The following is a 21803-nucleotide window of genomic DNA, read 5'->3' as shown; positions in this document are numbered from 1 at the left end:
TGTCTATACAGAGCAGGTAGCCTATCTACTTATTTTACGCAGCTTGAATCGAAGTCTTCATTGATTAAGATAGTGCGGCTGATACGACCTTGCTCATCTTTTTCATAATCGATAATAACCGGACGCCCTAAATCAGGGTCACAATTGGCTACCAAGATTTTTGGCGTCACATAGCGCATGCTGACGATATGAGCATCGTCAGGGATGCTAGCAGCGTTTTTAAACCAGTTTTTGTTTAAGCTATCAAAAGATTCGCCATAGAAGTCATCTCCATAGGCGAATAACTCATTACTTTGTGCCAAAAAGCAGCGGTTTGTTTGATCCAATGACGATAACGGCTTAGGAGTGCGCTCATATAGATTGACCCACGTATTGTCTAAACCATATTTCTGGCCTTGTGCGGTAAGCTTGGTTAAATCGCAGCTGCCAGCCTGAAATGCAGCACTGATGTCTTTAATTTCTGCAGCACTAAACGCTTTCGGCTTACTTGGTGCGACTTTTATTGTGGTGGATGAGGTAGAGGCGGGCGTGTTAATAGCGCCTTCAGATGGGGTGTTTGGCGTGGTGGCGCAGCCTGTCATTGCCAATAATAGCGGAGCATAACTGAGATAGTGCAAAGCATTAGGATAGTTCATGGATGATTCTCAACAACAGATTTAAACAGATACAGTCTGCGAACGACTAGACAATAAAATGGCATAATTATACTCAATAGCAGACTTTTTTGTGATTTATTAAAGGCGCTTTGGTTATAAAGCTTCTATATTTACATGTTATGATGAATTTTTGTTGCCTTTTATATTTATATTAATGAGTTGTCTTATGAAAAAGCAGGTTCTCGTTTCCGCTCTTACATGTTTATGCGCTTCACTTACCCATGCTGAGCCCAATTTATATGGCCGAATTTTTATGATTGGGGATTATAGCGACAATGAATTTGACAGTAATAATGACCGTCAATTAGGTAATGTACGCGGTGATGTCGACGAAGATAACTTTGAAATCAGCTCACATAAATCGGTTATTGGCTTAGAGGGCTCTGAACCAATGACTGCGACAACCGATGTGGTGTATAAGCTTGAGTATCAAGTCGATGTGGATGGTGACAGTGATACACTAGAGCATCGCACCACCTATCTGGGTTTAAGTAATAAAAACTATGGTGATGTCTTGGTGGGCCGTTATTTCTCGCCAGTGGATCAGATTAATAATGTAAGTGTAACCCAAGGTTATTGGGATAATCTAGGTACTACTGCATTACCGAGTGATAGTCGCCGGGTTGAAGCGCTGAATATGATAGATGCACCGCCTCGTGTGTCAAACTCAGTGACGTGGATGTCGCCTGAGTATGACAATCTACCGCTTAAATTTGTGGCTATGTATGTAGCCAATGAGACCTTCGATGACGAAGGCGGTGATGAGGGTTACGGGGGTGCGATTACCTTTGATCAAGGTAAAGGATTAACGGCCAGTATCGGTTATGATAAAGATATTGAGCTTGCCGGAGACTTGGTACGCGGCACGGTCACTTATGACTTGAGTAAAGTGACAAAGTTGCCAGTGACTTTGGGCGCTTTATATCAGCAAGCAGATTATGATAACCACTCGAAAAAAGAGAAGGGCTATGTGCTAAGCGCTAATATGGATGTCGATCGCTTCTCGCGACCGGCGACCGTCTATGTACAATACAACAACAGCTCAAACTTAGATGGTGTGGATAATGCCGACTCTGAGCAGGTTGTAGTCGGTGGTACTTACAATATCCGCAAAAATATCGTTGCTCACGCTTATGCCGGTTACAACAGCGCTGATGATGTGACAGGCGTGGTAGATATCACTCAAGATGCCAATGGTAATGAGCGGTTTATAACTGCCAACGGTGATACAGAGGTGCTAGCCATTGGCGCTGGCTTGCAGTACTTTTTCTAAAAGCAGCACACAGTATAAGTAATATAAAATAAGCAATATAATATAGGCACTTAGAACTCTAAGTGCCTATATTATTGTCAATCAGACTCATTCAATACATATTACACATGACCAAAGGGGGTTAATGCCTCTTGTCTGTCTTCAAAAGTCGCCGGATCATCGTAAGGATCGGCAGGCTCAGGCTCTTTAAACGGTGGCTCAGAAGATTCAATAGAGGGATCCTTCAGCACATACGCCCATGCCTGTTTGCGACCATTTTGGTCATATTCCCAGTAAACGCCTTGTACTTCTGGCTCAAACCCTGGCAGTGAGTTAACCCCTTCCTCGAGCGCCAAGAAGTAATCCAGAACGGCGCCGTCCCAAACCTCCCCAGGTACAATACAGTAAACGCCTGGCGGATAGGGAAGCGCACCTTCCATCGCAATACGGCCCTTAATTCTTGCTAATGGCACCAACTCGATATCATTACGGATAAAGGCATTATGTGCATCAAAGGCACGCATTGCAAACTTAGGACGGTGCTCACGTTTGAACATCTGCTGCTGCAATAGGTTTAGCTTATGTTTGGCATAAAAATCATGCAGACGCTGACACAGCTCATTGATACCTAAGCTGCGATATTGCGGATACGCTTTAGCCAATGACGGCAATACTTCACTCACTGGGCTATTTGACTTAATATGTGCCTCAAAACGCACAATACGTGCTACCAGATGTTGGAACTTCGCTAAAGTCTCAGCAGGGGTTAACAAGAATAAGATAGAGTTTAAATCCGCTTTCTCAGGAATGACCGAGCTTTCACGTAGATAATGCGCCAGTAATGGGGCTGGCACGCCGGTTTCTTCATATTCGCCAGTATCCATATTGATACCCGGTGTGGTCAATAACAGCTTACATGGGTCGATAAAGTACTGTTTGTCAGAATACTGTTCGAAATCATGCCAGCGATCACCTTCTTTAAATTCAAAGAAACGGATGTCATTGGCGATTTGCTCAGTTTCATAGTCCTGCCATAGCTTGCCATCAATTGTTGGCGGTACAAAAGGTTTTATCATGGTGCAAGTATCAAGCAGCATTTTACGTGCTTCAATACCACCGACAACGCACTCATGCCACATACGTTGACCAGCCTTGCCCTCATGCATTTTGGCATTAACATCTAATGAAGCAAACAGCGGATAAAAGGGGCTGGTTGAGACATGCATCATAAATGAATTGTTAAAGCGCTTATGGTTTACATAACGTGCCTGTCCACTGATATGGTTGTCTTTTTTGTGAATTTGCGACGCTTGTGAGAAGCCTGCTTGCTGCTTATGCACCGATTGTGTGACGATAATACCCGGATCTTCTGGGGTTAACTCAAGTAATAAGGGGGAGCAATCACGCATCATTGGAATAAACTGCTCATAACCTACCCAAGCACTGTCAAATAGGATGTAATCACATAAATGACCAATCTTATCGACCACTTGGCGCGCGTTATAAATAGTACCATCATAGGTACCAAGCTGAATCACCGCCAAACGAAATGGACGCTTCGCATCAGCACGCTCAGGTGCTACCTCTTTAATACGCTCGCGAATCTCTGCCTCATCGAAGCAGTGTGAGGCAATACCACCAATCAAACCATACGCATTGCGGTCAGTCTCAAGATAGACAGCGGTGCCGCCACTCATCGACAGTGCACTTTGATAAACAGACTTATGATTATTACGATCAAATAATACCAAATCGCCATGAGCAACCAATGCCCCAATGGCGATTTTGTTCGATGACGATGTACCATTTAAAACAAAGTAAGTTTTATCGGCGTTAAATACTTTTGCCGCATGCGCCTGTGCTTGAAAAGCAGGACCTTCATGGATTAGCAAATCACCTAAACCTACGTCTGCATTACACGAGTCGGCACGGAATAACGTCTCTCCGAAGTATAAGAAGAAGCGACGACCTGAAGGATGACGACGAAAGAATTGACCGCCTTGGTGACCGGGGCAATCAAAAGCAGCATTACCGTAGTCAGTATATTCTCTCAAAGCTTGAAAGAAAGGCGGGTCTAGAGTTTCTATATAATGAGCCGCGGCAGCATTCACTAATTGCCCGTTATAGTATTTTTGGTCATCTGCAAGCTCCAGCACACCGTATACATGCGGCAGCCATTCATCGGGTACACTATCACCATATTTGATCGCCACAAAAATAGGAATGGTAAAGCCTAAGTCTTCAATCTCAGCATGTGCGGTCGGCAAATCTTCCATGGTGACCACAATGGCTGCAATATTGGTAAAATCAGTGGCTTCAACTTCCGTCAGACGGTAGTTACAGTTAAGTGCATAGTCGATGCCTTCGCTGACGGCTATCTTCATTATAAAATCCTTTGGTTCTTCAATTTAAAAATGGGCTTAAACATATCTTATAGGGATTAGTGTATTATTTCCAACCCGTCATTGTTTGATAGTTATTTAATAGCTAGGTATAAGATGGCTAACAAAAGTTATTTATCAAATGCTTAGCTGCTTTGGATGACCATTTTACGCTAAATAAATTACCGATTTATAGCTATATATGGTCTTATCGACATAAAGATTGGCCGGCTAGTTAAGTACGCTGATTTGTTACGGCTCATAGAGCACTTCTTTATACTGACCTGTTTTTTTATGCTACCTTTATACCTTATTTTTGACCATATTATTATTACTTTTGTACGCTTAGTTTCCGCTGGAGTCAGCACATGTCCGACGCATCAACGTTTATAACGGCTATCGATAGCTTGCCATTAGCCTTTGGCGTTATTATGGCGATTATTGGCTTGGTATTTTATACCCAAGGATTACCGGGTAAATTTTGGCGCCGATTTTATGCGGTACTGCCCGGTATTGTCTTGTGCTGCTTTATTCCGGCCATATTAAACAGCGTAGGCGTATTTGCCGATGGCATTGGCTCACAAATCTACGGCTTTACAGCGACTTATCTATTACCTGCCAGCTTATTATTAATGACACTTTCAATGGATGTGCCGAAGATTTTGGGTTTGGGCTGGAAAGCAATTGCTATGTTTTTGGCAGCGAGTTTTGCCATTATCATTAGCGGTCCGATTAGTCTCGGTATTGCCAAATGGATATCGCCTCAGATGTTTATGGACGATACGCTATGGCGCGGATTCTCGGCAGTGGCAGGTAGCTGGATTGGCGATGCAGCGAACCAAGCCGCGATGAAGGAGCTGTTTGGTGTCAGCGATGATTTGTTTGGCATGATGATACTGGTTGATACTACCAATGCATCAATATGGCTATTGGCCATCTTAGTTATGGCCAAACACAGTGCCAAGATTGACCGTTTATTGAAAGCAGATACCGGTAGTATTGATAAAGTTGTCGCGGCGGTAGAGAGCTATGAGCGAGAAAATGCACGACCTGCCAGCCTAAATGACTTAATGACCATGTTTGGTCTATGCTTTGCTATGGTAGGCCTTGCGCATTTTATAGGTGGTAAAATTGCAGATTACTTTGCGCCATATTCGTGGGCGGTACAGTATAGTTTTGCAAGTTCGTTCTTTTGGATGGTGGTGATAATTACCCTAATCGGTATTTGCTTTTCATTCACCAAGATACGCAGGCTAGACCACATTGGTGCCTCAAAGGTCGGTACAGTATTTATCTTTGTATTAATCGCCGCTATCGGTATGCAGATTAACCTGAATGGCTTAGTATCGCAGTGGCGACTGCTGCTCATAGGCTTATTATGGATGAGTATCCATGTGATGATTATCTTTATGGTGGCCAGACTTATTCGAGCGCCTTTTTTCTTCTTGGCAGTCGGCTCTAATGCCAATACTGGCGGCGCATCTTCAGCACCTATTGTGGCAACAGCGTTTCATCCGTCTCTGGCACCAGTCGGGGTATTCTTAGGTATTTTGGGCTATGCGGTCGGTACGGTGGGCGGCTATGTTTGCACCCAATTGATGCGCTTGGTAGTTGGGTAAGCCGGATAAGCAAATAATTAAAGGACAGTACTATGTTTGGCTTGATTAAAGATTGGCGAGAGCAGTGGATATTAGAGCATAGCCCGTGTACGGAAGATGACTGGCGCAAAATCGCTGGCAAGATAGCCATATTAGATAGGCTTAGCGATGAGGATTTAGTGCGATTAATAGATTTGGCGACGCTATTCTTGCATGACAAATCTATCTCTGGGGTACAGGGTTTTGAGGTCACTGATATTATGCGTCAATCGATTGCGCTACAAGCCTGTCTACCTATCCTGAATCTAGGTATTGAATGGTATAAAGGTTGGTCATCTATTCTAATTTACCCCAATACCTATATTAGCGAAACGACGACGACCGATGAGATGGGCATTGTGCATCAAGGGCATCAACACCGCAGCGGCGAGGCATGGCTTAAAGGCCCAGTGATTCTATCGTGGGAGGATGTAGAAGATGCTGGCAAGCGTGATGGGCATAATGTAGTTATTCATGAATTTGTGCATAAGCTAGATATGCTAAACGGCCGTGCGAATGGCTTTCCGCCGATACAGTCAGATATGGACCCTAGCGAATGGACCAAGGTTATGGAGGAAGGGTTCGCTGATTTTCAGCACAATCCTAAAGCCGGTATCGATGATTATGGCGCCACTAATCCTGCTGAATTTTTTGCGGTATTAAGTGAAGTATTTTTTGAAAGGCCGCAGGATTTACTCAATGCATTCCCTGATATTTACCAGTTAATGGTTGAGTTTTTTAAGCAAGTTCCGTTGTAAATTCATTCAGTCTTTATCTTAAACCGAGTTCGGGATAAGGGCTGTTGTAAACCATTGTATTTATTTAAATTTAAAACCCATCCCCAACCCCTCCTTTAAAAAAGAAAGGAAGCCAAACCTTTCAAAGTTAAAGAAAAGGGTCATCTATTGGACAATGGTTAAATGGATTGGCTGGCACGGTGATGTTGTATTTTTCAGCGATGTTATTGACGTATGACGCTAAAAAAGGGTTAAGAGTTCATTCAAAACATTGAATACAGTAACTTAATACTTAACAACACACATATCACCCCTAAAATTTGTTTAAGTCTTTTATTTGGTAAGTTGTGCGAAACGTTCGCACCTATGGGTACCATGATTACGCTAGATAAGGTGACCAAAACTAATGCAGGTAAATATATATATCCTAAGCTGTAAGTTATGACGTTGATACTTTGTGGACTTGAAAAGAGATAACCAAAAGTTGCTAAGGTAATGGCTACAAAACCTATTGCAGAAGAGGTTCCGATGGCTTTTTTTAAATCTATATTGTTATAAGTAAGATAAAGTATCGTGAAAAAAGCGCCCCCAACAGAAATAAGCGCTGAAATTATGCCAATACAGACCCCGCTAATTATTGAAGAAAATCCCAGCATAGGCTTCTCTTTTGACTTAGGTTGCCAGTTTGAAAACATTTTCACCGCAACAATCATCATAAAAAAAGCAAAAAATAACGCAAGATATTTTCCGTCTATATTAATGGAGATTATTATGCCAATTAAAGAACCAACGGCGATACTAGGGCTAACCAACTTAACAATACGCCAAAGCACAGCGCCTTTTCCATGGTGCGAATAGGCACTTGTGGCTGTAATCGGCAATGAGCAAGCCAGTGAAGTACCTAGAGCCATTTGCATAATATTATCTTTATCCATACCTTGGTAGGTAAAAATTGAGACAAGTAGGGGCACTAAAATACCCCCGCCCCCAACGCCTAAAAGCCCTGATAAAAAACCCACTACTGCGCCTAATGACACATACATCATTAAATAAAAAATTAAATCCATATCCATTTTAACACCTTAAAATGACCCAATATGCGTTCAGGCACTATAAAAAACTTGACTTGTAGCAGTCTACAACCTAAAGTCAACTTCAAGTCAAGCTCTTTTTTTATTATATAGAAGGTTTAAGATATGGACATCGGAGAGGTCGCTAAAGAAACGGGGTTAACGCCAGCGACATTAAGATATTATGAAAAATTTGGTCTCATTCACTCCATTGGACGCAATGGGTTACGAAGGGTGTTTGCTGAGAGTGTCGTCAAGAAGCTGAAACTTATTATTTTGCTTAAAAACAATTGCTTTACATTACATGAAATAAAAGAGATGGCGGATAGAGACCAAGTTGACCGTGAGTTTATATCAGTAAAAGCAGAAGAGATAAGTGGTAGGATTCAAGAGTTAACAGTGGTTTATAATACTCTAAACCATATTGTACAGTGTCCCGAGCAAGACCACTTTAACTGTGATAGTTTTAAGAAGTTGTTAAATACGCAAGATGCTTAACCTACATATCCAAGCAAAAACTGAACCCCAGCATTCGCATGAATCTGAGTCGTATCAAAAACAGGAATTGGACTATCCTCTGGCTTAATTAATAGTCCAATTTCAGTACAGCCTAAAATCACACCTTGAGCGCCTTGCTTAGCCAAGTCATTTATTACCTCAATATAGTACTCATGAGATTCGTTTAATAACTGACCTTGGCAAAGCTCGTTATAAATTATGTCATGAATTTTGTCTTGCGCCTTTGATTCAGGAACTAGCACCGTTAATCCTGCATCTATAAGTCGTTGTTGGTAAAAGTGTGGCTCATTATTCATCGTAAACTTGGTTCCCAGTAGCGCCACCGTTTTTAGCTTCTGATTTAAGATAGCTTGTGCCGTTGCATCAGCGATGTGAATCAACGGTAAATCGACTGCTAGTTGCACTTGCTCAGCAACTTTGTGCATGGTGTTAGTTGCTATTAATAATCCTTCCACGCCAGCACGCTTTAAGCGTAGTCCACTATCGATAAGTATGTCGGCTAGTTCGTTCCAGTCATCTTTAGCTTGTAGGTCAGCGATAGGGGCAAAGTCCAAACTGTGCAGGATAATATCAGCGGAATGCAATCCGCTAAGCTCCTCATTAACGCCTTGATTAATGAGTTAATAATACGTTTGTGTACTCTCCCAACTCATTCCACCGATAATGCCCAATGTTTTTTGAGTTCTCATATTTTAATCCTGTTTTAAATTATTCTAATAGTTAAGGATGTTATCATTAATACAACTAAGCTTAAAATAATTAACCAACCTAAATCCATAAAGTAACCGCACAATATAAAGTCATTACCACTATGATGATATGAATCAGTTTCATTAACTTAGGATTATGTACTAAACGCCGCAACCATTGCCCGCCAGCTGCCCATACGGCTATAGATAAAAGACTTACGATCATACACAATATTATTAATGGCCAATTCTCCAACCATGCGTATTTTGCGCCAGTATCCTCAGTATGTATTAGTGCAATACTGGGTAGCATGACCGTCATTGTCCAAGTCTTTGGATTTAACCATTGAAACAACGCTGCTTGCCAAAAGGTAAGATGCAGTTCTCCAAATTTATTTTTAATCTTTGCATCCGCATTCCCAGAAGACTCAAGTTGCAAAGCCTCAGTGACCATCGCACTAAAGTCACTAATCGCCATTTGATAAGTTAACCATAATAGATATGCCGTACCCAATATTTTTATACCTAACATAAGGGTAGGGTGGTCAACGACGATAGCGGCCATCCCCCAATAGCTTAACCACGTCATCACGCCTGCACCAAACGTTATGCCTAATACGTGACCTCGACAGCCCCATAACCCTTTTTTGATACCACCATGCAATAGCATTAAATTATTTGGCCCCGGAGTTATGGAGTTGATAAGTATAAATACGGCTAAAGCAAAAACGCTACCTTCTAGTCCAGTCATCATATTGGTTAACATCGGTTAATATAACTCCAAGTATGCGGGAAAATTAACAAATATTATGTATTATCATTTAATAGTTATAGAGATATTTTAACGAAATTAGTCTAATTTTAGGGTTACAAACTTAATTTTTTAATCTCCCTAGAAAACCGAATCGTTACAATTACCGACCTACATCCATAAGGCAAGCGCACAATAAACAACCATCAATACGATAATGACATGCACTATTCTCATTATTAAAGGCCTTTTAACCAGTCTTCTCAATTGCTGCCCACCTGCTGACCAAAAGCTAATACAGGTTAAATTAATCGCCATACACATTAAGAGTAGGGGCCAGTTATTGAGTCCAAACTTTAATTGTCCCATCTGAACCGCAAACACTTTGCTACTCAAAATAGCCAAAGTAGGGGCGACCATAGTCATCGTCCACGCCTTGGGATTTAACCACTGAAACAGCACAGCCTCCCAAAAACTTAACGGTAACTCTCCAAAACGTTGCTTATTGGCGATATCTCCATCCTTGCTTTCTAGCGCTAATCTCACTATCTCCGCAAAGTTACTTTTGGCCATATGGTAAGCCAGCCATAACAAATAGCTCGTTCCCAATATTTTAATTATCAGCATCATAGTAGGGTGATTAACAATGACGGCTGCCATACCCCAATAACTCAGCCACAACATAATACCGACACCAAAACTAACACCCAGCAGATGCCAACGGCATCCCCAATAGCCCCGTTTAAGACCACCTTGCAAAAGCATAATATTGTTTGGGCCAGGTGTAATTGAGTTGATTATCATAAGCACGGCTAAAGCTATAACACTACCCTCAATGGTCATCATATCTAATTCCCTTAATAGCTAAGACCTAAACACCACGTATTATTTCAAATCCGTTTAAACGAGCTATATAGCCTATTACCAAGACAATACCTATACAAAATAAATAACAGTTAACAAAGTGTACTGATAAATAAATCATGACAATTTTTTAGAGAAAAATAATTTTAGAAATCTTTGTGAATTAATAATCTATACAGTATCAATACAGTCATTAAAAGTGCCTATAAAGTGTTAAGATTAATGTTCAATACAGTTCAATTTAACTATCTATTAGATTCACACTATTTAAAGCTAATAATGAGTTTGAAATAACCATATTTTAAAGAACCATATTCTTAAAACCACAACCATAAAAACCATAGGCTTAATAACCGTAGTCTTAACAACCATAGGCTTAATAACCGTAGTCTTAACAACCATAGATATAAAACCGTATTCATAAATATGGACAAAGTCATGTCAGAAACTTATACCCTTAATCCACGCTTAACCAAAACAGAAGCCATCATCGAATGGATCAATAAGCGCATTGAATGGCACGTTTACAAGACAAATCAGCGGGTGCCTTCGGTCAGGAAATTAGCGAAATTATTAGGGGTTTCAAGTTTTACCGTGTCGCAAGCTTATGAGCAATTGGTGGCTACTAATGTATTAACGGCCAAGCAAGGCTCGGGCTATTATGTGAATACCCAAATTATTGAGGAAACCCTGACCGCAGAAAGCATAAAAGAAGTAGATAAGAATCCTGAGATTGATACAAAGTGGTTAGTACGACAAATGTTCAGCAAAACGCCACTAGATAGAGCCCCTGGTTCAGGCGTTTTGCCATTGGAGTGGGTACGAAATGATAAAATGGAATGGGCAATACGGCAGATTGCCAAGCAAGCGGATGACTTCATATATGACTACGGAGATATACAGGGTTTCCTACCCTTAAGACAGCAACTGGTTCAATATTTGGGTCAGTTAGGCATGCAAACGACCCCTGATCATGTCATTACCACCGCTGGTATTTCTCAAGCCGTGTTAATAGTTTCTCAAGTGTTGTTAAGCGAAGGGGATACCGTACTCGTTGATGAGCCGGGTTGGTTTTGGCTATCGAGTAGCTTACAGCGTCAAGGACTGAAGGTAGTGAGCGTAAGGCGTGATCATCAAGGGCCTGACATTGAACAAATGACTCAAATATTTGAACGTCATCGTCCTAAGATGTATTTAACCAACAGCGTGCTTCACAATCCAACGTCTTATAATCTGCATCCTGCACGAGTGTATCAAGTGCTCAACCTTATTCACAAATACGATGCTTATATCTTTGAAGATGATTTGTACGCCGCCTTATTACCCGAGGACAATGCGCTGAGGTATTCTAGTCTAGATCAGTTTGAACGGGTATTTTATGCTACGGGATTTTCTAAATATATGGCATCGGGTTGGCGAGTCGGGATGTTGGTTTGTCCTGATAAATTCATTGATGAGGTCATTGGCGTAAAAACGTTAAGTAATATGACAACGCCAGAGTTTGGCGAGAGAGTGATACATAAGCTCTGGACGCATGGCGAGAGCCGTCGCCAACTCAAGAAGCTACAACAACATCTATATACGACCCATCAACAGCTTCGTCAAAAACTGACCACTATGGAACTTGAATATCCTGAACACACGCAGGCAGGGATGTTTGTTTGGATTAATGCCAAATGTGATACCGCAAAGCTTGCCCTTAAAGCGCATAATGACGGCTGGCTTATAGCACTGGGGCAATTGTTTAACCCAAATGGTGAATATTCGACACACCTACGCTTAAACGTTGCGACAACCAGTGATGAGTTTTTGCAGTGGTTAGAGAGGAATATATCTGATACGAAGGGTTATATCTCTGATGCCAAAAAATAGTGAACACACAATTTGAAGCTAATCCTGCCTTCCGCTTCTATCTTACTTACCCACTGGAGCGGTGTCTAATAGCTAAAAGTGTTCCTGTTATCTCGATACCACTTTAAGCTAAGTCACCGCAACCAGTGGTCAAGCAAGTATATCCTCTTCAGAAAATCCCCTTTAAGCGATTTTCTCTACGCCCCTAAAATTGCAATGCAATTTTTAACGGGTCTCAGGGCTAAGACGCTCCTTCGAGTTAACGTTTAACGTTCGATTGAATCTACGAATCATTTAATCTGAAAAAAATACAAACTTAAACCCAATTATCCAGTTTTAAATAAGGCACTTGTTCAAAGTTTTTGGTGATATTTTCTTCTAAATCTATACTGCGGATACAGCTTTGCGACTGGCTAAATATTTTGGGGGTAGTGCCCAGTTTTGGTTAAACTTACAATTGACCTATGAACTAAGGCTGATTGAAAGTCAGAACCCATCCTTTTTAGATAGTATTGAGCCTAATGAATATGCTTGATGCTATTAATCTATAAATTGTATTAATAAGTTAACTCCGTAACTCCTAAATCAAACGCTCGGCATAGCTATCAAGAGAAGAATTGCGGTCTGAATCTGTCATATCACCTGTATTAATTCCTAATTTATTAGGCAAATCAACCCAATAAGTATCAGGATAATTCTTAGCTAAGTAAGACTGTAAATAATTTTTGGTGCTATCCACAATCTCTACGTCAGGCTCATAATTAGACGCTAAATGTTTGTCAGGTTGCCAATGATTATAAAGGATAGCATGTAAGTGTAGTGAACGAGATTTGATAGCCTCAATGCTCATTAGCGTATGATTAATACTACCCAATCTGCCAGAAGTGACCAAAATAACAGGATAATTTTGAGAGGCAATATAATCCAAAGTTAATAACGAGTCAGTAAGTGGCACCATAAGCCCACCAGCGCCTTCTAAGACCACAATGTCATATTCTTGTTTCAGCGTATTGGTAACATTAGTAATGTATTCAGGCTCAATTATTTTATTTTCAAGTTTTGATGCTAAATGGGGCGAAGCGGGTTTTTGGAATACATAGGGACAAGTCGTCATGTCTTTATCACGAGACTGTAAGTCTATGCCCATCATTTCTCTATGCGTCATAATATCTTCAGCGATGCCGTCACACCCTGTTTGCACCAACTTTTGAGTGATGACTCTACAGCCTTTTTGATGTAAAACTCTCGCTAAGCTACCAGTAGCAATAGTTTTACCAATATCTGTATCAATCCCTGTTATAAAATACACACTCATAATTTCATTAATCCAATATTATAATCAAAGACCTATTCGCTATAGGATACTCTAGACTTTAAAGCGACTGAAAATAACTCGTTAGTACCTGCATTAACCTATCACATAACAATAGAACTTCATCATCCGTTATAATAATTGGTGGCATAATATAGACCAACTTTCCAAAGGGTCTGATCCAAACCTTTTTTTCAATCAACAAACGCTGAAACCTTGGCATATCAACGGCTTCATGCAACTCAATAACGCCAATAGATCCAAGGATGCGCACATCTGCAACCTGATCAAAAGCTATCAATGGTTGCAAATATTGATTAAGTTGCTGTTCAATATGTAACGCCCGTTTAGGATAATCATGCTCAATAATGAGCTCAATTGACGCCAAGGCCACAGAGCAGGCGAGGGGATTGCCCATAAACGTAGGGCCATGCATTAAAGCAGGATATTCGCTACTGGCAATGCTTTCAGCAACGTGACGCTGACACAATGTCACAGCAAAGGTCATATAGCCACCCGTCAGCGCTTTACCTACTGTCATAATATCAGGTGAAATATCTGCATACTCGCATGCAAACATCTTACCAGTACGCCCAAAACCTGTTGCAATCTCATCGGCAATTAACAAAATGTCGTAGTCATCACATAATTTACGTAGCAGCGTTAAATACTCAGGATTGTAAAACCGCATACCGCCAGCACCTTGAACCACGGGCTCTATAATAAAAGCGGCTATATTTTGCTGATTTTGTTCAAAAAAGTCTGCTAATTGATTTTTAATATCATCATCTAAAGGTGTCTCAAATCCAGATTGAGGCTTATCAATAAATAGCTGTATTGGCAACTGTTTGCCGTAGATATTGTGCATACCTGTAACAGGATCACAAATACTCATAGCATGCCAAGTGTCGCCATAATAGCCAGATCGGGTGGTCGCTATTTTATTGCGTTCTGGTTTATGTTGCGCCAATTGATACTGTAGTGCCATTTTTAGGGCAACTTCAACCGCTATACTGCCGCTATCTGCATAGAATATTGCATCGAGACCATTAGGTACTATAGTAAGAAGTTTTTGACCCAAATCAATGGCAGGCTGATGTGTAAGGCCGCCAAACATGACATGAGCCATATTAGACAATTGAGCGGTAATAGCAGTATTTAATTTAGGGTGATTATAGCCGTGAATTGCTGCCCACCAAGATGACATGCCATCAATAAGTTGTTCACCAGATTTTGTATAAAGATACACATCATCAGCGTGATCAATGACTATGTTTGGATATTGCGGTGGCAATGTTGCGTACGGATGCCAGAGATGATTTTGATCAAAGTCATTAAAGCTTTGGTCAGACAAATTAGAATTATTATTTGGCATAGTATTAGATAAATAGTTATCAAAAAGTGATTGTAGAAAACAAAAACGAAAATGAAAAACTTATATGTTAGCATCAATTTATAGACAGAATATAGTCAACAAGATGATTAATAGAGTCTTAAGTCAATTGTATTGAAATTTCTAAAAGCAATTAGTTTCTTTTCGCATAATGTATATTATGTTAAATAAGAAATATAAGCCTAATAGTCGCTGATTTATTCTTGCGCTTTTGAGGTACGCTTTAGATAAGAGACACGTAATTCATGCACAAACATTTTCAAAGAGTCTCACCTTATTATAAATAATCAGCTATCAAAACCACCCTTCTTCCAATAGATGCTCTGTATTACTTAAATCAAACCTAGCAACCAGATCATAAAACGTCCCTGGATCTTCGATACCGTCTAATAGTTCGCGTTTATGCAGAGCCACGAACATCGCTAGCGAATAGGCAGGACAATGAACATTCTTTTTTGGGTTAAATGAGATGTCTGTAAAGGCTTGATACTGAAGCACTTCTTCATGTAGTTGTGGATTTTGTTTTAGCGCATTGACATACAGCCAGTCATAAAAGGCAGTTAAAGGCTCTAAGCCCCAAACCATACCAAAGTAATCATAACCTGTTATATCACCTGAATTAATCAGACGCTCGTCTTTTTTGGCCTGTCTTGGCGCGGTATCTAATAAATCAACGAAGGGTCCACCTTTTGTAAAGACTTTGCTGGCTTGATAGGCATTTTCAACGCTATACTGCTTGCCATCTTCTTCATTGGTTATCTTTAGGCTATCTGGGCTAAGCGGAAAGCTCAACTTATTGCCTGACTTGCTAGACAGCTCCAATACATTCTTAAAGCCATATTTCTTTTTAATGACTCGGTGCAGATCGTTGATAGTCTTTTTCTTCTGTCGAGTGGCAAACCCCACATGATGCTCAATTCTAACCATGTCAGTTTTTACAAGGCTGTCACTGCCGACTCTTGGCATGAATACTGGTTTTTGTTCTGTAGGGGTTGGTGCTAGTTCCATAACGAGGTGCCTTTAGCTTTAATGCTTGGTATCAATAAATAAATATTATGTCATCTTAGCGAGGCAGTTTAGCGTATTCTGAGCGATTAATCTTGTGGCATTTCTTAAGTCTATAGTAAAAAGTCAAAAAACGTAATCATTATAAAAGTCTGATTAAATTTTGAATAACTACTAAGGTGGCTGTATTTGCATAACGCGGGGCAACTACCCTACTTTTAATATTCCTGTACAAATACAGCCAAACTAAGTGCTATTCAAATAGTATTCAGATGATGAAATATTCTTTGAAACTGTTATTTCTACATCTAAATGGTGAAATTGCTACGTATTTAACAATACTATTTTCTATGATCCAATTTTAATGTTAACAATACTTTTGGTATTCATTCTAAAGAATGATCATGGCAGCTTAGTATTCAGCTATTTTGAAGCGTATTCTAATTTCATACCGACCACATAAGCATCGTTATCTTCAAACTTACCCATAGGTGCTTTGGTTGAAGATAACTGAGTATCTGCATCACCTAACATAAGATATTTACCACCTAACGCAACAGACCATTCTGGAGTAACATTATATTTAGCACCCAAACCAATGCTGTAATAGCCTTCAGCGGGACCTAGTACTGTGACAGGATTACCAGCGCCTTTATCCCAACCAATTGTTCCAGAGATCGCAAGTGCTGGAGATAAGCGCTTACCCAAGCCTAACTCAATCATATAAGAATCATCTGAGTAGGCAACTAAAGGCGCTTTAGCAGTTTGAGCTAGTGTCTTAACATTCTTTTCTAATAAAGGCGGCGTGATTTCAAAGCTTCCCCAAGGTACCCAGCGCGCCTTTGCCGTCAATAACGTTGTAGGGTTAAGACCAGTTTGAAAATCAATATTTATAGATTCTGGTAATTCCAGCGCCGCATGTTCATCGGTACGCGATACTAATCCAAGTTGCTGAAGTTGAGGGTTGAAATTCACATAATCAATAGCTGGCATATGTTCACCAAACTTGACATCATGCTTTATCTTGGAACGATAGGTTATAGCCGCTTTTAAGCCAATCTCAGGCTTGACGAAAGCTGCGCCAACCATATAACCATATTCTTGATCTTTTGGGAGATATAAATTATAACCATTAATAAGTGATAAGTTTTTTAAATTGCCAGATGTTTCACCGCTCGCTAAATTTAACTTACCTTCAAGCTTGCTTAGGACAGGACCACCATACAGTCTAAAATTATCATGTTGGCCAAGCTTAAAGTTCACTAAACCTGTAAAAGTATCAGACTTTACACTTGCTTTGGTATGGACATCTCCATTCACCAAAGGGTTGTTATCACCTTCTACTTCAATTTCGGCACCAAAGGGCTGATCATAAAAAACCCCAACACTAACTTTATCGTTTATATCAGTTTTTACACCATACCCATAGCCGTTATAGTCTTGAGCAACACCCTCATATTTTCTAGTAACGCCATTATCTGTATATTCACCATCGGTTTCAGGGCTAATACGATAAGCACTAGCGTAGGCATAAGTACCTTCTTTAGTAAACTCAGCACTAGGTTGACCAGAGCGATCAAGACCAGCAGCGCCAGCGATTGAAGCGAAAGACACTAATGCTAAAGCACTAGCAAGTTGATTAAGAGTGAAAGTTTTTGACATTGTACATTCTCCATTGCAGTATTATTAGCCACATCCATTGCGACTAAATGAGGGTAAATAACAACATATTTACCTGATTAGAATCATTGTTTAACTATCTATTATTTATTGCTTAACGTTCGTAATTTATGTCTTAATATTTTACCGACAGTAGACTTAGGTAACTCATCGATAAATTCAATATAACGTGGACATTTATAGCCAGCTAGATTTTTCTTACAGAACTCGTAAACCTCTTTTTCCGTTAAGCTCTTATCGTCTTTAACGATAAATACTTTGACTGATTCACCTTGGGACTCGTCATCTACACCCACTACAGAGCACTCTCTTACTTTAGGATGCATTTCAACGACACTTTCAACTTCATTGGGATAGACGTTAAAGCCACTCACAATAATCATGTCTTTTTTTCTATCAAAGAGTTTGACATATCCCTTTTCATCGATAGATCCAACATCCCCTGTTTTAAGGTAACCATCTTTGGTAAAAAACTTACTATTATCGAGGTTATGATAGCCGGAGATAACATTACCGCCTTTGATGACAATCTCACCAATCTCGCCAATACCTAGCGGATTCTCATTATCATCATAGATTTTAAGATCGATACCACATAACGGAATACCTATCGACCCCGTAAATTCCTTATTCGTTAAGGGGTTTGCAGTGCCAACGCCGAGTGTTTCTGACATCCCCCACCCTTCAATAATAGGGACGCCTGTTGCTTCATACCATTTTCTCGCCATTTCAGGTGTCGCTGCCATCCCTCCAGCCAATGAAAGCTTAAGCTGGGAGAAATCAATATCTTTAAATTTTGGATGTAAAAGTAATGCGTGAAATAAGGTATTAACGGCAGGAAACAAATTTACCGGCTCTTTACTTAATAGCTTGACAAAGGCATCAATATCCCTTGGGTTAGTGACGAGTAGAAGGTGTTGTCCTTTACGTATTCCTAAGAAAGATATGATTAAGGCAAAAATATGATACATCGGCAGAGCAACTACACACGTAAGCTGGCCCATATTATTTAAATCATCATATATTGGATTAAACCATTCGTCGTACTGTTTGGTCCCATATACCACATTGCGATGACTAATTAATATACCTTTAGCAACACCTGTAGTCCCGCCGGTATACTGAATCATCGCTAAGTCATCAGGCTTTGGTTGAGGGCGGGTATATTTTAGATTATTGGACTCATTTAAAATGGATTTAAAGTGAAGTACGGCATATTCAGAAGTGGTCTTGATATGGTATTTAGGTACCATTTTTTTGACATATTTAGCCGCAAAGTTAACAATTGCGCCCTTGGTAGTACCAAGCATATCCCCTATTGAACTTACGACGACGGTTTTAACTGGGGTCTTTTCAATGATACTATCCATAGAATGGCAAAATGGCTCTAAAATAAAGATCATTTTGGCATCAGAATCTATAAGTTGATGTTTAAGTTCACGAGGAGTATAAAGAGGATTGACTAAAGTCAGTACCATACCGGCTCTTAGTGCTCCAATAACTATGGGTAGATACTGATGTACATTAGGCATCATGACCGCAATGACTGAACCTTCAGGTAGTCCAGTACTTTGTATCCATGCAGCTATGTTACGAGACATCTGATCGACTTGTTTATAAGAGTAAGATACGTCCATATTGGTCATGAATTTATCTTTAGCAAACTCATTTAACGATTTTTCAAATAGATCGATCAGAGTATCATTATCAAAGGGTACGTCAGCGGCAACACCTTCAGGGTAGTTCTGGGTCCAAAATTTATCCATTATTCACCTTCCATTGGTAATTAAGCTTAATTAAGCTCGCCTCTTCAGTGAGGCAAATGTAATGTCAAACCTTCATAAATTTATGTCTTTATAAGACATAAATTTATGAAATTGTGCAACTTCTTTATAATAGCCAAAAAACGATGTTTTTACACTATTTTTTTTAAGATATTTAATAAAAATATATTAATATTTTTTATAATTAAAGTTAGCATCAGTAGGAAATTAATTCACAAATTTCGATGAATTAATTGTATATAGCTCCTAACCCTTTCGATTATAAAATATAAAAAAGGAGCTAAATTTAATGAAAAAAATTAGCCCCTTTACATGATATGAATGTATATTCACAACCTATTACTGGCTTTTTTTCTAAATCCCTATTTACTTTAGCTTCTAAATATAGGTTAAAAAATATAAAATGATAATATTAAATTTAAGCCTTTTCAGCTACGTCTTGACTCTCTGAACGAAGTTGATGTCTTAGAATCTTACCAACAGTAGACTTCGGAAGTTCATCTAAAAACTCGATATGACGTGGGCGTTTATAGCCAGCAAGGTTCTTTTTACAGAACTCATGTATCTCATTTTTAGTTAAGCTTGGGTCGTCTTTAACTATAAAAACTTTGACTGACTGACCTTGTGAGTCACTATCAACACCGACTACAGAGCATTCTCTTACTTTAGGATGCATTTCTACGACACTTTCAACTTCATTCGGGTAGACATTAAAACCACTCACGATAAGCATGTCTTTTTTTCTGTCATATAATTTGACATACCCTTTCTCATCAATAGCGCCCACATCACCAGTTTTAAGATAACCATCTTTTGTGAAAAACTGACTATTATCGAGATTGTGATAGCCTGAAATGACATTTCCACCTTTAATAACAATCTCACCGACTTCACCAATATCAAGCGGATTTTCATCTTCATCATAGATTTTGAGATCTATGCCACAGATTGGCATGCCTATTGAGCCTGTAAACTCTGTATTTGATAAGGGGTTAGCTGTCCCTACTCCAAGCGTTTCTGACATGCCCCAGCCTTCAATAATAGGGACACCTGTGGTTTCCTGCCATTTTCTCGCCATTTCAGGGGTCGCCGCCATACCGCCTGCTAAAGAAAGCTTAAGCTGGGAGAAATCAATATCATTAAATTTAGGATGTAATAGTAGGGCATGGAATAAAGTATTTACTGCTGGTAGCAAATGTACAGGCTCTTTACTAAGCAGTTTTACAAAGGCATCAATATCCCTTGGATTGGTGACTAGCAAAAGATGTTGACCAGTGCGTAAGCCTAGTAAAGATATAATAAATGCAAATATATGGTACATCGGTAATGCAACGACACAAGTTAGTTGATCCTTACTATTTAGACCCTTATGAATTGGCTTAAACCATTCATCATATTGCTTAGTACCATAAACAACATTGCGATGACTAATTAAAATCCCTTTTGCAACACCAGTGGTACCTCCTGTGTATTGAATCATAGCCAAGTCATCGGGCTTAATATCAGGACGAGTGTATGTCATCTTTTTAGATTGTTTCAAAAGAGTTTTGAATTCTAAAACTTGATGATTTGAATTGGATTTAATGTGATATTTAGGCACCATTTTTTTGATATGTTTGGCTGCTAAATTTATTAGGGTACCTTTCGCAGTGCCAAGCATATCGCCTATGGTGCTAACGACGACCGTTTTAACAGGCGTTTTTTCAATAATATTATCAAGACTATGACAAAAAGGCTCTAAAATAAACAGCATTTTGGCATCGGAATCAATAAGCTGATGCTTAAGCTCACGCGGGGTATACAAAGGATTAACTAGTGTCAAAACCATACCAGCACGAAGCGCCCCTATTACAATAGGTAGGTACTGATTCACATTAGGCATCATGATAGCTACGGTTGAACCCTGAGGAAGACCAGTACTTTGAATCCAAGAAGCAATCGAATGAGACATCTGATCAACTTGAGCATAGCTGTATGACACATCCAAGTTTGTCATAAATTTATTTTTAGCAAACTTAGTTAAAATACTATCAAAAAAATCAATGAGAGTTTCATTATCGAAAGGAATATCAGCGGAAACACCTTCAGGATAATTATTGGTCCAAAATTTAGTCATCGTTAACCTTCCGTGGGCTATTAATTAGAGTCTCGAATAAGAGGTACTCAGTAATTTTATTTAAACGTGTAAATCTATAGGTTATATTGACATTTAATTCATACTG

At 39.6% G+C, this 21803-nt stretch carries 16 protein-coding genes and 1 pseudogene; 5 read left to right on the top strand and 12 right to left on the bottom strand.

Features of this window, described 5'->3' with window-relative positions:
• Window positions 1–29: 29 nt before the first annotated feature.
• Entirely contained in the window at window positions 30–635 is a 606-nt protein-coding gene (locus AC2SLO_RS07660) for a hypothetical protein (protein WP_486541123.1), read from the bottom strand.
• A 175-nt stretch (window positions 636–810) separates the two neighbouring features.
• Here AC2SLO_RS07660 and AC2SLO_RS07655 point away from each other — a divergent pair, with 175 nt between their 5' ends.
• On the top strand, window positions 811–1929 hold the full coding sequence (locus AC2SLO_RS07655) for a porin (RefSeq protein WP_486541201.1): 1119 nt from the start codon (window positions 811–813) through the stop codon (window positions 1927–1929).
• 101 nt (window positions 1930–2030) lie between these two features.
• Here the strand turns inward: AC2SLO_RS07655 and AC2SLO_RS07650 are convergent, their stop codons facing one another.
• Complete coding sequence (locus AC2SLO_RS07650; RefSeq protein ID WP_486541121.1) at window positions 2031–4292, bottom strand: ornithine decarboxylase; 2262 nt, start codon at window positions 4290–4292, stop codon at window positions 2031–2033.
• A gap of 365 nt (window positions 4293–4657) precedes the next feature.
• Here AC2SLO_RS07650 and AC2SLO_RS07645 point away from each other — a divergent pair, with 365 nt between their 5' ends.
• Both AC2SLO_RS07645 and AC2SLO_RS07640 read left to right on the top strand, forming a co-directional pair.
• Entirely contained in the window at window positions 4658–5908 is a 1251-nt protein-coding gene (locus AC2SLO_RS07645) for a DUF819 family protein (protein WP_486541119.1), read from the top strand.
• A gap of 32 nt (window positions 5909–5940) precedes the next feature.
• The gene (locus AC2SLO_RS07640) at window positions 5941–6684 is read left to right on the top strand and encodes a M90 family metallopeptidase (RefSeq protein WP_486541117.1); all 744 of its coding nucleotides are present in this window, start codon (window positions 5941–5943) and stop codon (window positions 6682–6684) included.
• 242 nt (window positions 6685–6926) lie between these two features.
• Here AC2SLO_RS07640 and AC2SLO_RS07635 read toward each other — a convergent pair whose 3' ends face one another.
• Complete coding sequence (locus tag AC2SLO_RS07635) at window positions 6927–7736, bottom strand: sulfite exporter TauE/SafE family protein (protein WP_486541115.1); 810 nt, start codon at window positions 7734–7736, stop codon at window positions 6927–6929.
• 123 nt (window positions 7737–7859) lie between these two features.
• Here AC2SLO_RS07635 and AC2SLO_RS07630 point away from each other — a divergent pair, with 123 nt between their 5' ends.
• Window positions 7860–8231 carry a MerR family transcriptional regulator gene (locus AC2SLO_RS07630; protein ID WP_486541113.1) on the top strand — a complete coding sequence of 124 codons (372 nt, stop codon included), beginning with the start codon at window positions 7860–7862 and terminating at the stop codon, window positions 8229–8231.
• Here the strand turns inward: AC2SLO_RS07630 and AC2SLO_RS07625 are convergent.
• The 3 genes and pseudogenes from AC2SLO_RS07625 to AC2SLO_RS07615 all read right to left on the bottom strand — a co-directional run bounded on the left by AC2SLO_RS07625 (window position 8228) and on the right by AC2SLO_RS07615 (window position 10538).
• A pseudogene (locus AC2SLO_RS07625) lies at window positions 8228–8941 on the bottom strand (aspartate/glutamate racemase family protein). The gene AC2SLO_RS07630 and the pseudogene AC2SLO_RS07625 sit on opposite strands and share 4 nt — an antisense overlap.
• A gap of 79 nt (window positions 8942–9020) precedes the next feature.
• Window positions 9021–9707 carry a LysE family translocator gene (locus tag AC2SLO_RS07620; protein ID WP_486541111.1) on the bottom strand — a complete coding sequence of 229 codons (687 nt, stop codon included), beginning with the start codon at window positions 9705–9707 and terminating at the stop codon, window positions 9021–9023.
• Window positions 9708–9863: 156 nt separating this feature from the next.
• Window positions 9864–10538, bottom strand: a complete 675-nt coding sequence (locus AC2SLO_RS07615; RefSeq protein ID WP_486541109.1) for a LysE family translocator — start codon at window positions 10536–10538, stop codon at window positions 9864–9866.
• 456 nt (window positions 10539–10994) lie between these two features.
• Between AC2SLO_RS07615 and AC2SLO_RS07610 the strand changes: the two genes are divergently transcribed.
• Window positions 10995–12428, top strand: a complete 1434-nt coding sequence (locus AC2SLO_RS07610; protein ID WP_486541107.1) for an aminotransferase-like domain-containing protein — start codon at window positions 10995–10997, stop codon at window positions 12426–12428.
• Window positions 12429–12987: 559 nt separating this feature from the next.
• On the opposite strand, the gene bioD is transcribed toward AC2SLO_RS07610, so the two are convergent.
• From bioD to AC2SLO_RS07580, 6 genes are all read right to left on the bottom strand, one after another.
• Window positions 12988–13722, bottom strand: coding sequence for a dethiobiotin synthase (bioD, locus tag AC2SLO_RS07605; protein ID WP_486541105.1), 735 nt, complete (start codon window positions 13720–13722; stop codon window positions 12988–12990).
• Between the two features lie 58 nt (window positions 13723–13780).
• On the bottom strand, window positions 13781–15094 hold the full coding sequence (gene bioA, locus AC2SLO_RS07600; protein ID WP_486541103.1) for an adenosylmethionine--8-amino-7-oxononanoate transaminase: 1314 nt from the start codon (window positions 15092–15094) through the stop codon (window positions 13781–13783).
• A gap of 312 nt (window positions 15095–15406) precedes the next feature.
• On the bottom strand, window positions 15407–16120 hold the full coding sequence (locus AC2SLO_RS07595) for a DarT1-associated NADAR antitoxin family protein (RefSeq protein ID WP_486541101.1): 714 nt from the start codon (window positions 16118–16120) through the stop codon (window positions 15407–15409).
• A 420-nt stretch (window positions 16121–16540) separates the two neighbouring features.
• Complete coding sequence (locus AC2SLO_RS07590; RefSeq protein WP_486541099.1) at window positions 16541–17779, bottom strand: OmpP1/FadL family transporter; 1239 nt, start codon at window positions 17777–17779, stop codon at window positions 16541–16543.
• A 101-nt stretch (window positions 17780–17880) separates the two neighbouring features.
• Window positions 17881–19563, bottom strand: a complete 1683-nt coding sequence (locus AC2SLO_RS07585) for an AMP-binding protein (protein WP_486541097.1) — start codon at window positions 19561–19563, stop codon at window positions 17881–17883.
• A 436-nt stretch (window positions 19564–19999) separates the two neighbouring features.
• Complete coding sequence (locus AC2SLO_RS07580) at window positions 20000–21697, bottom strand: AMP-binding protein (protein WP_486541095.1); 1698 nt, start codon at window positions 21695–21697, stop codon at window positions 20000–20002.
• Window positions 21698–21803: the final 106 nt, after the last annotated feature.

Source organism: Psychrobacter sp. CX14 (genome assembly GCF_057396205.2).
The sequence above is the reverse complement of the archived record's forward strand: the minus strand, read 5'-3'. Positions and strand labels throughout refer to the sequence as shown.